General features: G+C 57.0%; 11 protein-coding genes. 9 read left to right on the top strand and 2 right to left on the bottom strand.

What is annotated here, in order from left to right:
* The first annotated feature begins 152 nt into the window (after positions 1 to 152).
* The 8 genes from ACAW74_RS23925 (at position 153) to ACAW74_RS23960 (ending at position 6,358) form a co-directional block, all read left to right on the top strand.
* Positions 153 to 890, top strand: coding sequence for an electron transfer flavoprotein subunit beta/FixA family protein (locus ACAW74_RS23925; RefSeq protein WP_370700776.1), 738 nt, complete (start codon positions 153 to 155; stop codon positions 888 to 890).
* 142 nt (positions 891 to 1,032) lie between these two features.
* Positions 1,033 to 1,995: an electron transfer flavoprotein subunit alpha/FixB family protein gene (locus ACAW74_RS23930; RefSeq protein ID WP_370700777.1), complete on the top strand. Its 963-nt coding sequence runs from the start codon at positions 1,033 to 1,035 to the stop codon at positions 1,993 to 1,995.
* Positions 1,996 to 2,157: 162 nt separating this feature from the next.
* Complete coding sequence (locus tag ACAW74_RS23935; RefSeq protein WP_370700778.1) at positions 2,158 to 2,661, top strand: Rieske (2Fe-2S) protein; 504 nt, start codon at positions 2,158 to 2,160, stop codon at positions 2,659 to 2,661.
* Between the two features lie 6 nt (positions 2,662 to 2,667).
* Positions 2,668 to 3,120 carry a thioredoxin family protein gene (locus ACAW74_RS23940; protein WP_370700779.1) on the top strand — a complete coding sequence of 151 codons (453 nt, stop codon included), beginning with the start codon at positions 2,668 to 2,670 and terminating at the stop codon, positions 3,118 to 3,120.
* Entirely contained in the window at positions 3,089 to 4,066 is a 978-nt protein-coding gene (locus tag ACAW74_RS23945) for an FAD:protein FMN transferase (protein WP_370700780.1), read from the top strand. Before ACAW74_RS23940 ends, ACAW74_RS23945 begins: the two co-directional genes overlap by 32 nt.
* The gene (locus tag ACAW74_RS23950) at positions 4,063 to 4,293 is read left to right on the top strand and encodes a DUF4266 domain-containing protein (protein ID WP_370700781.1); all 231 of its coding nucleotides are present in this window, start codon (positions 4,063 to 4,065) and stop codon (positions 4,291 to 4,293) included. Before ACAW74_RS23945 ends, ACAW74_RS23950 begins: the two co-directional genes overlap by 4 nt.
* 28 nt (positions 4,294 to 4,321) lie before the next feature.
* Positions 4,322 to 5,626 carry a DUF3570 domain-containing protein gene (locus ACAW74_RS23955; protein WP_370700782.1) on the top strand — a complete coding sequence of 435 codons (1,305 nt, stop codon included), beginning with the start codon at positions 4,322 to 4,324 and terminating at the stop codon, positions 5,624 to 5,626.
* 138 nt (positions 5,627 to 5,764) lie between these two features.
* Positions 5,765 to 6,358, top strand: coding sequence for a bifunctional nuclease family protein (locus ACAW74_RS23960; RefSeq protein WP_041257691.1), 594 nt, complete (start codon positions 5,765 to 5,767; stop codon positions 6,356 to 6,358).
* Positions 6,359 to 6,515: 157 nt separating this feature from the next.
* On the opposite strand, the gene ACAW74_RS23965 is transcribed toward ACAW74_RS23960, so the two are convergent.
* Both ACAW74_RS23965 and ACAW74_RS23970 read right to left on the bottom strand, forming a co-directional pair.
* Complete coding sequence (locus ACAW74_RS23965; RefSeq protein WP_370700783.1) at positions 6,516 to 7,262, bottom strand: hypothetical protein; 747 nt, start codon at positions 7,260 to 7,262, stop codon at positions 6,516 to 6,518.
* Between the two features lie 100 nt (positions 7,263 to 7,362).
* On the bottom strand, positions 7,363 to 11,391 hold the full coding sequence (locus tag ACAW74_RS23970) for an SdrD B-like domain-containing protein (RefSeq protein WP_370700784.1): 4,029 nt from the start codon (positions 11,389 to 11,391) through the stop codon (positions 7,363 to 7,365).
* Between the two features lie 454 nt (positions 11,392 to 11,845).
* Here ACAW74_RS23970 and ACAW74_RS23975 point away from each other — a divergent pair, with 454 nt between their 5' ends.
* Positions 11,846 to 14,968, top strand: coding sequence for an amidohydrolase family protein (locus tag ACAW74_RS23975; protein ID WP_370700785.1), 3,123 nt, complete (start codon positions 11,846 to 11,848; stop codon positions 14,966 to 14,968).
* Positions 14,969 to 14,971: the final 3 nt, after the last annotated feature.

Below are 14,971 nucleotides of genomic sequence, written 5' to 3' on the forward strand. Positions count from 1 at the left end.
ATGACGTGAATTTCCGGGATTAGGACGGCGTAAATGAGTCGAATGAATTGATCATAGTCATCTAAAATCCGCGATCATCCCAAAAATCTACGTCATCCGCACGGTCCGCCGCTGCGGTTCCCATCACCTCAACACAAAAAACCAGAATCCGCATGAAAATCTTAGTGTGCGTGACGAGCGTGCCCGACACGACGACCAAAATTACTTTCACTGATAATAACACGAAGTTCAACAAGGCGGGGGTGCAGTTTATCACCGGGCCCTACGACGACTACGCGCTGGCGCGGGCCGTCGAGTTGAAAGAGAAGCTGGGCGCTTCCGTGACGGTGTTCAACGTAGGGGAAGCCGATGCCGAGCCGGTCATCCGCAAGTGTCTCGCCATCGGGGCCGACGACGCCATCCGGGTCAACGCCGAGCCGACCGACGCCTATTTTGTGGCCGAACAGATTGCCGCTGCCGCCAAAGAAACGCAATATGACCTCATTCTGATGGGTCGTGAATCGATCGACTACAACGGCGGTCAGGTACACGGCATCGTGGGTGAAATGCTGGGCATCCCGTCGATTTCGCCCGTTATGCGGCTCGACGTAGACGGTAGCACCGCCAAGATGACCCGCGAAATTGAAGGGGGTAAGGAAGACATCGAAGCGCAATTGCCGCTGGTACTCGGCTGTCAGGAGCCCATCGCCGAATGGAAAATCCCGAACATGCGCGGCATCATGACTGCCCGGACCAAGCCGCTGAAAGTGGTGCAGCCCGCCGGAACCGACTCGCTCACCGCCGTGGCCAGCTACGAACTACCCGCACCGCGCGGTGCCGTTAAGATGATTCCCGCCGACGAGGCCGAGAAGCTCATCCAGCTCCTGCGCACCGAAGCGAAAGTGATCTAAACTGAATGAATAATGTACAATGCACGATGTATAATGCACAATGGCTTCGCTTGGGAACGTACCTAACGAATCCCAACTTACTGTGCATTATACATTGTGCATTGTACATTATCCATTCCTACACCTACTCTCAAGAAAACATATGTCTGTCTTAATCTTTGCTGAGCTCGACGAAGGGAAGCTCAAGAAGTCCTCACAGGAGGCCATTTTTTACGGATCAAAAGTAGCCGGCATGCTGGGTACGTCGGCAACGGCCGTCGTGATCGGCGCGGCCGATCAGGGCGAACTCGCCACGGCGGGCCGCTTTGGTGCCACCAAGGTGCTGCACGCTGCCGACAACAAGCTGAACGAAGTGAACGGCATGGCCTACGCTTCGGTGGTGGCCGCCGCCGCACAACAGGAAGGCGCGAAGGTCGTGGTGCTGGCCAAGTCGTCGCTGGGCGATGCCATGGCCGCCCGGCTGGCTGGTAAGCTCAAAGCGGGCCTGGCGCCCAACGTGATCGACCTGCCCGATCTGAGCAATGGCTTCCGCGTAAAAACGAGTATTTATACGGGTAAAGCATTTGCGTTCAACGAATTGAAAGCCGACGTAAAAATCCTGGCAATCAAGAAGAACACGATCACGCCCGAAGAAACCGAGGCTTCGGCGCAGGTGGAGGCCTTCTCCCCCACCCTGAATGACGGCGACTTCGTGCTGAAAGTAACCAACACCGAAAAAGCAACGGGCGACATTCTGCTGCCCGAAGCCGACCTGGTGGTATCGGCCGGGCGCGGTCTGAAAGGGCCCGAAAACTGGGGCATCGTGGAAGATCTGGCTAAGGCTCTGCACGCCGCTACGGCCTGCTCGAAGCCTGTTTCTGACCTCGACTGGCGTCCTCACCACGAGCACGTGGGCCAAACGGGCATCAAAGTCAGCCCCAATCTGTACATCGCGGCGGGTATCTCTGGAGCCATTCAGCACCTGGCGGGCGTCAACTCATCGAAGGTGATTGTGGTGATCAACAAAGATCCCGAAGCGCCATTCTTCAAATCGGCCGACTACGGTATCGTGGGCGATGTGTTCGAGGTGCTGCCCCGCCTGACCAAAGCAGTACAGGCGTTGTAAGGCTATTTTTCTAAACCTTATAGGTTTTGAACGGGGCCGCCTAGGCCTATAAGGTTTGAACGAAAAGGCCACCGCTCGTAGCGGTGGCCTTTTTATTTAGTACCTAATCCCTGCAACACCCTACCCTTTTCCTACGTATAATTGATTACAAACCTGGTAAGTATGAATCGATATACGTTTCTTAAAAACATGGGGTTTCGGGGGGCGGCGCTGATGGCCATTCTTACCTCCTGCGTTCACGAGGAAGACACCTACGTGGATGCATTAACCCTGACCAAGGATGGGCAAGCCGTGGGGGGTGGCACAAGCACCACCGTAGCGACGCCGGTGAGCGCCACGGGCAGCACATCGGATATTCTGGGCGTCAAAAACCCGCTACTCACCCTGACACTAGCCAACGAGTCGGCGCTGTCGCGAGTGGGTGGTTATATCCAACGCAGCGGGATCACCGTGGGCCGGATTTCATCGACGGCTTTCGCGGCCGTCACGCAAACCTGTAGCCACGAACCCAAGCGGCAGGTTATTCTCAACAGTACGGAGTTTTACTGCACAGCACACGGTGCGCGTTTCAACCTCGACGGGTCTGCGAAAAATAGCTTGGCGGGCCGGGGCATTACCGCTTATAAAACCCTTACCGACGGCAAAACGCTGGTGGTATACAGCTAACCAACCATGAAAACCGTACTTGCACTCACGCTTTTTCTGAACCTGCTGACAGCGCCGCGCTTCGCCCCGCTGTGGCAAACCAACATGGAGCAGGCAAAGGTCGACGCCAAAGCGGGCCACAAACTGATTCTGCTCTATTTCTCGGGTTCCGACTGGTGCGGGCCCTGCATCAAGCTGAAAAAAGAGATTTACGAATCGGAGGCGTTCACGACCTATGCCGACAAACACTTGGTTTTGCTCCGGGCCGATTTCCCACGGGCGAAGAAAAACCAACTCAGTCCCGAGCAAACCGCCCACAACGAGAGTCTGGCTGAACGCTATAACCCCGACGGTCAGTTTCCGCTGACGGTGCTGCTCGATGCCGATGGCAAGGTCCTACGCAACTGGTCGGGCTATCCGGCTTCGCTGACGCTGCAATCCCTCGTCAATGACATCGACGCTGCCCCCACTGCTCACTGATTCGGCCGGGCGGCTGCACAAAAAAGTGCTGCGGCTCATGGGCAACCGATTCGAGTTCAGCGCCGTAACCGACAACGTACCTGACGGGCGCGCCAGCGCAGAAGCCGCCATTGATGCGGCCATTGCCGAGGTAAGCCGCATTGAAGCGCTGCTCACGACGTTCCGGCCTGATAGCCAAACCAATCAGATCAACGCGATGGCCGGGATTGCGCCGGTGGTGGTCGATGCCGAGGTGTTTGCGCTGATCGAGCGGTCGCTGAAGCTGTCGAGCCTGACGCAGGGCGCGTTTGACATTACCTATGGCGGCATCGATAAACGGCTCTGGAACTTCGACACAACGATGGATGCCCTGCCCGACCCCGAACAGGTACGTCAGTCGGTGCAACTCATCGACTACCGCAAAGTACGGCTCGATGCGGCGGAGCAGAGCGTCATGCTGGTCGAATCGGGTATGCGCATCGGCTTCGGGGGTATTGGTAAAGGGTATGCCGCCGAGCGCGCCAGGTACGTGATGCAACAGCTAGGTGTTCAGTCGGGGGTGGTGAATGCATCGGGCGACCTTACCGCCTGGGGCACCCAACCCAACGGCCAACCGTGGACCATCGGCATCGCTGACCCCAATGCGCGGCAGACGGCCTTTTCCCGACTCAGCATCAGCGGTTATGCCGTGGCTACGTCGGGCGATTACGAGAAATACGTGCTTATCGGCGGCAAACGGTACAGCCACACCATCGATCCGCGCACGGGCTACCCGGTGACGGGCCTGAAAAGCGTAACCATCATTGCGCCCAATGCCGAACTGGCCGACGCACTGGCTACGCCCATTATGGTGATGGGCCCGCAGGTTGGGCTGCACCTGATCGACCAACTGCCCAACATCGGCTGCATTGTGATCGACGATCACGACCGGCTGTTTACGTCAAAAAATATCAGACTAACCGCATGAACAGGAACACAAACAGACTGCTTGCGCTCGGGTTCGGCGCGGCGCTTTCGCTCACGGCCACCAGTTGCGTTACGGTGAAAGAATACCAGAAAAACCGCCTCAACGACTCGGAAATGGAACTCGCTAACCGCAAATCAGAGAAGTTCGAGAGCAGTTTCTATCTCTACCGGGAAGGGCCTTCGGGTGCCAGCGGCGGCAAAAGTAGCGGGGGCTGCGGCTGCAACTAGCCCATTACGACGTACCTGACAACCTACCATGAAAAAAGTCGTACTCACCGTAGCTACCCTGCTGGCCCTCACCACGGGCTGGGCGCAGGTCAAACGCGACACCACCCGCTCTGGCGGTCCCATTTATTACGAGAACAGCATTGGCCCGGCCAACGGCGCAGCACCGCGCCGGGCTACTCCCGCCACGAAAACCACGCCCACAACGGCTCCGTATGAAAGCCGCGGGTTGAAGCTGGAAGAAATCAATTTTGTGTCGAGCTACTACCATCAGGACGGCAACAACTCCGCCATCACGGGCGGTATTGGCACCGAGAAACTGACCGACGTTGCCAACTCATTCGACCTGACGTTGTCGGCCGTGGACCGGAAAGGGCGGCAGCATTACCTGAATATCGACGCCAACATCGACTATTATACCTCGGCCTCGTCGGATAACATCGACCCCGTTTTTTCGGGAGCTTCGCGTAGCGATGTGCACATTTACCCGTCGGTCTCGTGGCGGGTGTTCAATCCAACCACCCGCGTGACGAAGGGCTTCAGCTATGCGTATTCGACGGAATACGATTACCGGTCGCACGGGTTTACGGCGCAGTTTGCCAAGCTCTCGGCCGACCGCAACCGGGAAGTGAGTGTGCGCGCCAGCGCCTTTCTCGACACCTACGACGCTATTCTGCCCGCCGAACTGCGCCCCTCGTACTACGGTTCCGGCTCCCACAGCGACCGGACGCGGGTCGACAGCAAACCCCGGCAGACGTTCAATCTGGCGCTGTCGGTGTCGCAGGTGATTAACAAGCGGTTGCAGGTGCTGGGTACGTTCGAGCCGTCGTTTCAGCAGGGATTACTCAGCACGCCGTTTCACCGCGTTTATTTCACCGACGGCACCGTTACGACCGAACGGCTGCCTGGCACCCGGTTGAAATTCCCGGTAAGTATCCGGGCCAATTATTTTCAGGGCGACCACGCCATTTTGCGCACATTCTACCGGTTCTACGTCGATGATTGGGGCATGGTGGCGCATACGGCGAATGTGGAAGTGCCTATTAAACTCACGGCCTTCCTGTCGATCAGTCCGTTTTACCGGTTTCATACGCAAACGGCGGTCAACTATTTCCGGCCTTACGGGCAGCATGATCCGAAGTTGCTGTATCATACCAGCGACTACGATATCGGCAACATTTCCACGCAATTTGTCGGCACGGGCATTCGCATGGCTCCCCCCGGCGGTGTGTTGGGTATCCGGCCCTGGCAGTCGCTTGAACTGCGCTACGGCCATTACCTCCGCAGTACCGGCCTGACAGCCAACATTGTGACGCTGCTGGTGAAGGTGAAATAAGAAGTTCAAGGTTCAACGCCCAAGGTTCAACGTAATTAGGCGGGCTTGCAAACCTAAACCGTTGAACCTTGGGCGTTGAACCCTGAACTTCTTATTCTACCGTGAACAAACGAACGTCACAACGGTTAATTTTGCGACGTGGAAAAGATTAAATTAGAAATATTAGGCTTGTCGCCCAGCCAGTCGCAGTCGGGTTCGTTTGCATTGGTACTGGGTGAAGAATATGGCAATCGTCGCTTGCCCATCATCATCGGTATGTTTGAAGCGCAGGCCATCGCCATCGAGATCGAGAAAATTGTGCCCAACCGGCCAATGACACACGATCTCTTCAAGCAATTCGCCAAAAATTTCGGCTTCACGGTTCGCGAAATCGTTATCTCCGACCTGCGGGAAGGCATTTTCTTCGCACGCATCGTTTGCTCAGACGGCGTTCAAGAAACGGTCGTCGACGCCCGCCCGTCGGATGCCATCGCCATCGGTATCCGGTTTGGCGTGTCGATCTACACCTACGAGTCGATCCTGTCAGAAGCGGGCATCACGGCTACGTCGGAAGAGGAAGATGAGGACCAGGAAGAGCTGGTGCGCGCGTCGAGCCGTTCACCCCGCGCGTTTGGTGAGCAGTTGAAAGACATGACCGTCGATGAGCTGCAACGCATGCTCGACGAAGCCCTTGGCAACGAAGAATACGAACGCGCTGCCAAAATCCGCGACGAAATTTCGAAGAGGAATTAGATCAGAGTAAATAATGTACGATGTACAATGAATAATGTACAATGGGGCTGTCACGTACCGCTGGCGCAAGCCCACTTTGGAACAGGACCATTGTGCATTGTACATTATTCATTGTACATCGTACATTATTCATTGTACATTCATTATTCATTGTACATTATAACGAATTGTAATAGGCCACGGTAGCCGTTAGCCCCGCCCGACTTTTCAGGTCGGGTTTTTGCGTTTTCAGGTACGTTGTCATCTCGGCTTCTTTGTCGGCAAACAGACTGAGGATGCCTCGTTTACCAGGCGTAAACAAAACGGCTTTGGGTCCCTTCGCCACGTACCAGGCCTGCTTCAGCTCCAGCGCATCGTCTTTGTTGCCAACACTAAGCGCCACGTTGTAATCGCTCTTGCGGATAATGGCCGACGGATACCGCAGCAGCGTGGCCCGGCCCGTGGTCAGCACTTCAAAAAAGCCCAGCAGCACGTCGGCTTCGCCCCGAAACTCGCGGACGTTGACGTAATATGTAGCTGCCTGTAGCTTGCGGTTATTGATCGTAAACTGCCGCACCTGCGGAGCCTGTGCCACCCGAATGTTGTTGGGGCCGGCCAGAATTTCGAGTTGCTGGGTCAACAGATCATGCCGCACCGGTACCCCAATCAGCGAGTCAAGGCGGGTGCCGGGGACCTTGCCATAAAACCGGATATTACCTGCCTGAAAGGTGCTGTCTTCGTAAGACGTACCCAGCAGTTGTTTATTGTAATGGTTGAAGCTGGAAATTACTCCGCTCGTCAACGGAACCGGGTCGCCCGATAGTTGGATCCAGTCTTTCGTGGTCTGGTTTATCATTTGCGCCTGCGCTCCGGAAAACAGTTGAATCAGCAGCAGGCTAACGAGTAGCGGCAACGATCGTCGCATATAGCTTTTTTTTGACGGAAAGTTACTGCCTACACACCAAAGCGGGCAATCCAGTCACTGGATCGCCCGCCTGTTCTAACTACCGTTTACGAACTTATGGCTATGGCCGCACGGCTACGCCACCCGTTTTGGTTTTTCGTACGACAATCGGCGCGCAGCGCGGTGGTGGACAGGCACAGACCGTTGGTTGCAGGGTAACGACGGTATCGGTAAAGCAGCCGTTCGCTGAATACACGCGAACCGTATAGTCGGTGGGGGTGGCCGGGTTGGGTTGATTCGCGACCAGTATACCACCCACCACGGCCGATAACGGTTGTGGCGAACTGAACAACGGTACGGTGGCCGTGAAACTACTACCCAGGCTGACATTGTAAGTAACGGCGGCGCTATTGCTGCTGACCAGCGTTATGGCGGCGTCATTTTGCGGTGTCGTTCCTACGCAACGTGCCGACTGCGTCACGGCCGAGAGGCTGGGCAATGGATCTTCGACGATCACGAACGGGCAGCAGGAGCCATCAGAACACCCGCCCGAGTTGATCGCCGCTACGCTGTATTCGCCTGCCGCCGTCACGCTGAGGGTGGCGCTGGTAGCCCCCGGAATGGGTTGCCCGTTGCGGCTCCACTGGTAAGCCGAGAAGCTGGCCGGAGCCGACAGTTCGAACTCAAACGGCACACCGGCGCACAGATGAATGGGCACCGTGAGGCAAACCGACGTCGTGCTTGACCCCGGAATAGTTGCATAGTTGAACAGCACCCCTTCGGCCGTCAGGCTGGCCTGATAGGTCATGGTGACCGTAGCAGAGGCGGGCAGGCTCGACAGGTCCCACAACAGGCCGGGTGCGCTGGCTGTGGCCGAACCAAACGAGGTAACTACGGAGCCGGGCACCAGGGCAATGCCACTGATGAGCGAATCGCGCAGGATGGTCCCGGCCGCCGCCAGACCAGGCCCCGGGTTACTCACCGTCAGCGTATACGTCACGATGGAGCCTAGCTCAGGCCGTTTGTTGCTGACGGTTTTGGCGAGCGTCAGGATAGGAATGGGCAATGGCCGAACAAAGCCCGCATCGATCGTGATATTATTCTCGCTAGCCGTGAGTGTAATCGGCGCCGTCAGGCCATTTACGGGGTCGCTATCGATCGCCCGATTGGTACCCACCGTCGCTGAAGTTGCCCCTTCAAACCCCGCCGGCGTCGTAAAACTCACCGAATACGGCTGACCGGGCAGGAGACCAGCAAAATAATAGAGACCGTTGGCGTCTGTACGAGTCGTTTGCACTACCGTTCCGCCCTGCAACAGCGTTACCACCACATTGGCAATCGGCAGATCACCGCTATCCTGAATGCCATCCCGGTTGACGTCCTCAAACACATAGTCGCCCAGCGATGCAAACGGGATGTAGAAGCCGGCATCCAACGACGTATCGTTCTGACCCGCCGCCAGCGTTACACTCTGGGTACGTCCCGTGATGGGGTCGGCGTCGGAGTCCAGGGCATCGTCGCCAGCATTACTGCCGGTGATAACGTACCCGGCGGGCGTCGTGAAGCCAACCGAATAGCTATACGAGCTAAGAGCCGCCAGCCCGGTAAAGCTATACAGGCCGCTGGCGTCGGTTGTGGTGGTAGCGATGGCCGCTCCGTTGTTGTACAGCACAACTGTTACCCCCGCCAGAGGGGTATCGTTGGCATCCTGCACGCCATTGTGGTTTGTATCGACGAAGGTATAGTCGCCCAACGAAGCCACCGGCACGAAACCCACATCGAACGAAAAGTTGTTCTCGCCCGCCCCGCCCAGCGTGAAGCTGATCTGCCCATTGCTGTCGGCATCGGTGTCGATCGCATCGGCCTGCGCACCACTGGCAGCGTTGGGTTTGCGGCTAATGCCATACGCGTTGGCGCTGAGGCTCGTCGGGAACGACATCGTATAACTCCCCCCCTGCGTCAGGCCGGTCAGGCTGTACAGGTAGCCCACCGTCGTGCTTCCCGGACCGCTCGAGAAGTAATATTCCCCGTCGGTATTGGTCACGACGCTCACCCCGTTGCTGGGCAAGCCCGGCCCTTTCAACGTAACCGCAACACCCGACAACGGTGGTTCGCCGGCATCCTGCACGCCATTGTCGTTACTGTCGATCCAGACCCGGTTCCCGATCTGAACCGGCGACTGTTTGCTGACTAGCTCCATATCGCCCAGACTCGCGGCCTTCCCGAAGGTAGCTGCCCGCTGCGCAAACGTCAGGCCACCATCCTGAGCCAATACCTGGTATTCGAAGTCTGTTTTTCCCGTATGGTTATTGAAATAGCGCGCACCGGCGGCCCGGAAAGCAGCGGCCGGATCATACACCGTCACCACGGTTTGGCCGCGTTCGGGCAGCAGGGCCAGCCCGCCCACGGTAATTTCCTGGTGCCCGCCCGTGGCTGTTGTCGACGTGGGTGATTCGCTTAGCTGATACATATCCTGCCAGTAAAACTCACCGCCACCCGGCCCCTGCGGGATAGACTGGTTAACGGCCGACGACGATGTCGTCACGGCAATGCCATTGTTGGCAGGTACGTTGGTTACCGTGGCATTATTCTCGATCAGGTACGTGCCGTTTGCCTGCCGGCCTGCCCGTAGCAGATCGCCCGCCGAGGCCGCTTCATACACAGCGGTTGATGACGTGATGGGTGAATAGTTGGCGTTGCCAGTCTGGTGGCTAAACCGGTCGAAGAGGCCCAAGACCATTTCACCATTGCTGTCAAATTCGATATCCGACAGCACTGGCTGCGGGTATACTGTCTGATCGTAAGCCGTTCTGGTCAGGTTCGCCGGAATGGACGTCCAGCTGCTGATCCAAGGTTGCCAGGCGGCAGGAGCTACGGCAGGACCGGTACCCGAGTTTGTGCCGCGCGAGGAGGCATATCCGCGTGTGTAGCTCAGCGGGAAGCTCAACACCTGCGTGAAGGTACTGGCGGCCCCGGCCGGATCGTGCGCGTAAACAAGGGCTTTCAGGCTGGACGCCGTTCCGCCCGATTCGCCTGTGCAGACGGCCCCAACGTAGATTTTTCCCCGGTAAAACTTGGTAGCAAAGGGGCGCAATGTGCCGCTGACGCAGCCTGCATTGGGCAGTGTGTGTTTGGTGTAGGTAGTGGGTTTGGTCCCATTCGGACCCATTGGCAGCTGATACAGTGCCTGGTCGTAGAGATTAACGACCCACAGCGTCTTGTCATCATCCGACAGGCTGATGTCACCCAACGACATTTTACCAACCAGATCGAAAGCAGCCGCATCGTGGTTGGGGGTGGTTTTAACGGTCGGAAGGGGGTCGGTCAGGCGCGGATCCGTGCCGACTTCGATGTTCAGATCGGTTTTCAGGTTCACGAAAGGCGTAACTGTCGTAGAGGCGCTGGTTGGGTTCGACAGATTGATGGCATAAATCTGTCCCGGTCCACCCGTGCCGAAGCCAGCGTGCCGTTTCATGAAAGCCGCCGCCAGTACCTGCTGATTCGTCCGGTTATAGGCAAGCCCCCACGTCGACCCGATGCTTCCCTTCGACAGATACACGTTGCGGCCCTGCCCGGCTCCATCATATTGCCAGGCTACCAGCCAGGGGTCGTTGGCCGGGTTACTAGTGGCGCTACTAGGCGAACTTATGGGATCGCCATTGGTGTAGCAGGAAGTAATGAGGTACGGGTTTGTATCGCCATTGTAGTGAGCAGGGTAATTGATACCCAGATTGACACCAGCCGTGCCACCATTAACAAACCGGATGTTACTGCGACTATTGGTACCGGCAAAGCCCTCAAAATCGCCCGCCACCACATTAGTAAACTCCACCCGGTACGGATTGGTCGAGCCCACCGTCAGCGTATAAGCACCAGCGGCGTTGGTCGTGGCCGAGATGGGGGCCGTGGCGGTGTTGGCGCTGTAGGCCGTCACGATGACGCCAGCTACCCCCGGCTCCCCATACGTATAGCTATCGGGATTGGTAATGGGCGTATAAAGGCCATCCGCATTGAAATCCCTGAAAACAGTACCGCGAATGGTTTGCGCCTGCGTTAGTACGGGAAACAGGCCAAACAAAAAGCATAGTATGAGCAGCGAATGGGTGGCATATAGGTGAGGGAATAACGAATGAGCCTTATGGATTTTCATGGCCGACTAGTGCAGTATTAGCGGTAACTGGTTATATATACCCAGCTACATACCGTCAACTTAGAGGCCATTTTTATTATAAATTATCAACTTACAGTATATAACATCTGCAAAATCTGAACCTACACTATACTATACAGGCTAAAATGCTGTTGGCTATCAACCCCTTACACGCTTAAAAAGTCATTCAACAGTTGCGAAAGCCGCCGCGATCGGTTTGCTTTCAATTTGATTGAGCAGACCTTTTTCACGAAACCGAGCCGGGGCCTACCAAAAAGTGTACCATCTTTTATACCTATAGTTTAATAGCATTATTTCCCGAATAAACAGGCTGTTTTTGTTTCGCGAACTATTGATCTGGCAATAGTATCTTTTGTCTGAAGGGGCACTGTTAATAAATTGTTTATTTGCGTTTTCATGGCTCAACGACGAGCTACTTTAGTTTACCCACTTCATGCAAAAACAACTATTGTCGCTTCTTGTGGCAATTGGGTTGGTACAGGTAAGTCACTCGCAGACAATGGCACAAACGCTGTCGCAGACGACTTTCCCCCAGAACGGTGTTCGCGACGAACGCGCCAACCTATTTGCCTTTACCAACGCTACCATCGTGGTAGACCCCAAAACCACCCTCCAGAACGCCACGCTTGTCGTACGTGATGGGCGCATTGAGGCCGTCGGTACGTCGGTGAACGTACCCAAAGGGGCAGTGGTCACCAATCTGGCCGGGCGGCGTATTTACCCCGGCCTCATCGACCTCGATTCTGACTACGGCATGCCCGAGGTGAAACGGCCCACCGGCGGTGGCTTCGGCGGTTTTGGTGCTCCACAGCTCGAATCCAACAAGAAAGGCCCTTACTACTGGAACCAGGCCATCCAGCCTGAAAACGACGCGAGTCAGCTTTTTAAGGCGGTTACCGCCAAAGCCGACGAATACCGCAAGGTGGGCTTTGGTGCCGTGCTGACCCACGCCCACGACGGCATTGCCCGGGGTAATGGAACGCTCGTGACACTGGCCGACGAACGCGAAAATGCGTTGGTACTGCGCAATGGTCTGAGCCAGCACTTCTCGTTCAGCCGGGGCTCGTCGGGCCAGAATTACCCCAACTCGATCATGGGGTCGGTAGCCTTGCTGCGGCAGGCGCTCTACGATGCGCAGTGGTACAAAAATGGCGGGAACAAAGGCCAGATGAACCTCTCATTGGATGCCTTCAACCGGATGGCCGGGGTGCCTTCGTTCTTCGAAGCAGGCGATAAAATGGGCATTGTTCGGGCCGATCGTATCGGCGACGAATTCGGCATGCAGTTCATCATCCGGGGCGCCGGCGACGAATACCAGCGGATCGACGAGGTGAAAGCCACCGGGGCCACGCTGATTGTGCCGGTAACGTACCCAACGGCTTTCGACGTAGAAGATCCCTGGGATGCAGACAACGTATCACTGGCCGAAATGAAACACTGGGAGATGGCACCCGCCAACGCGGCCATGCTGACGCAGGCGGGGATTCCGTTTGTACTGACGAGCGCGGGCCTGAAAAACCGGGCCGATTTTATGGCCAACATACGCAAGGCGATCGAAAACGGGCTCACCGAACAACAGGCACTCGAAGCCCTGACGACCGGCCCGGCCCGCCTCATTAAGGCCGACGACCTGCTGGGTACGTTGGCAGTCGGCAAGGTGGCCAACTTCCTGATCACGTCGGGCAACCTGTTTGCCGCCGACAACGTCATTTACGAAAACTGGATTCGCGGCAAGCAGTACGTGGTGACCAACCGCAACGTAGCCGACCTGCGGGGTACGTACGATCTCAAGCTTGAGAACACCACCACGCCGGGCCAGGCTAACCTGAAGCTGATCGTATCGGGCACCAACCCCGACAAACCGGAGTACCAGATTACCCAGAACGATACGACCAAGCTCACGCCGACCGTATCCGTCGATTTCAACCTGATCTCGATGCGGGTAGCGCTTGACAAACGCCAGCCCACCGCCCTGACCCGCCTGACGGGCTACCGCGATGGCACCTCGTACAAAGGGGAAGGCGAACAACCCGATGGCAAGCGCATCACCTGGTCGGCTACGCTGAGCAAACCCTACAGTGCCAGCCTGGCCAAAGCCGATACGGCCACCAAAAAGAAACCCGAGCTTGGCGGTATGCTGTATCCGTTTGTCGGGATGGGTACCGCCCAGCGCCCGCAGCCGCAGCCCATGCTGTTCCGCAACGTGACGGTCTGGACCAACGAGGCAGCCGGTATCCTGACCAACGCCGACGTGCTGGTACAGAATGGCAAAATCGCGCAGGTAGGTCGCGGCCTTACGGCTCCATCGGGCGTGTCGGTTGTGGATGGCACGGGCAAACACCTGACCAACGGTATCATCGACGAACACTCGCACATCGCCCTGTTTTCGATCAATGAAGGCTCGCAGTCGAGCACGGCCGAGGTGCGGATGATGGACGCGCTGAACCCGGAAGATATCAACATTTACCGGCAGCTGGCGGGTGGCGTTACGTCGTCGCAACTGCTACACGGCTCGGCTAATGCCATCGGCGGGCAGTCGGCGCTGGTGAAGCTGAAATGGGGCGAAACGGCCGACAACATGCTCATCAAAGGGGCCGACGGGTTTATCAAATTTGCCCTCGGCGAGAACGTGAAGCAGGCCAACTGGGGCGACGCCAACCGGGTGCGGTTCCCGCAAACGCGGATGGGCGTTGAGCAGGTCTATATGGACCACTTCATGCGGGCCAAAGAATACGCCAAAGCCTGGGCCGATTACAACGCACAGAACACGACGCAGGGTAAAGCCGGGAAGAAAAAAGGAGCCGTTTCCGCAGGTACGTTGGCGCCGCCCCGTCGCGACATCGAACTCGATGCGCTGGCCGAGATTCTGGCCAAGAAACGCTTCATCACCTGCCATAGCTACGTGCAGTCGGAGATCAATATGTTGATGAAAGTGGCCGACTCGCTGGGTTTCAAAGTGAACACGTTTACGCACATTCTGGAAGGGTACAAAGTGGCCGACAAAATGGCGAAGCACGGCGTCGGCGGCTCGACCTTCTCTGACTGGTGGGCCTATAAGATGGAGGTGAAAGACGCCATTCCGTACAACGCCGCGCTGATGAGCCGTGAAGGGGTACTGGTCTCGATCAACTCCGACGACGCCGAGATGGCCCGCCGCCTGAATCAGGAAGCAGCCAAGACGGTCGAGTATGGTGGTATTCCGGAAGAAGATGCCTGGAAGATGGTGACGCTGAACCCGGCCAAACTGCTCCATCTGGACAGCCATATGGGCAGTATCCGGGCCGGTAAAGACGCCGATCTGGTGCTCTGGAACGCCCACCCGCTATCGATCTACGCCCGCCCCGACCTGACGATCATCGACGGCGCCGTGTATTACAGCCGCACCGCCGATGAGCAGACTCAGGAGCAGATGCACCGCGAACGCGCCCGTCTGATCCAGAAGATGATTCAGGCGAAAGCCGGTGGCCAGACAGCCCAGCGCCCCACCATGCGCCGCCAGCGGATGTGGCATTGCGAAGACATTGAAGGCATCATGGCCGAAGGCGAAGAGAAGTAGAGA

The organism is Fibrella musci, assembly GCF_041321105.1.
GTDB classification, from domain to species: Bacteria; Bacteroidota; Bacteroidia; order Cytophagales; family Spirosomataceae; genus Fibrella; species Fibrella musci.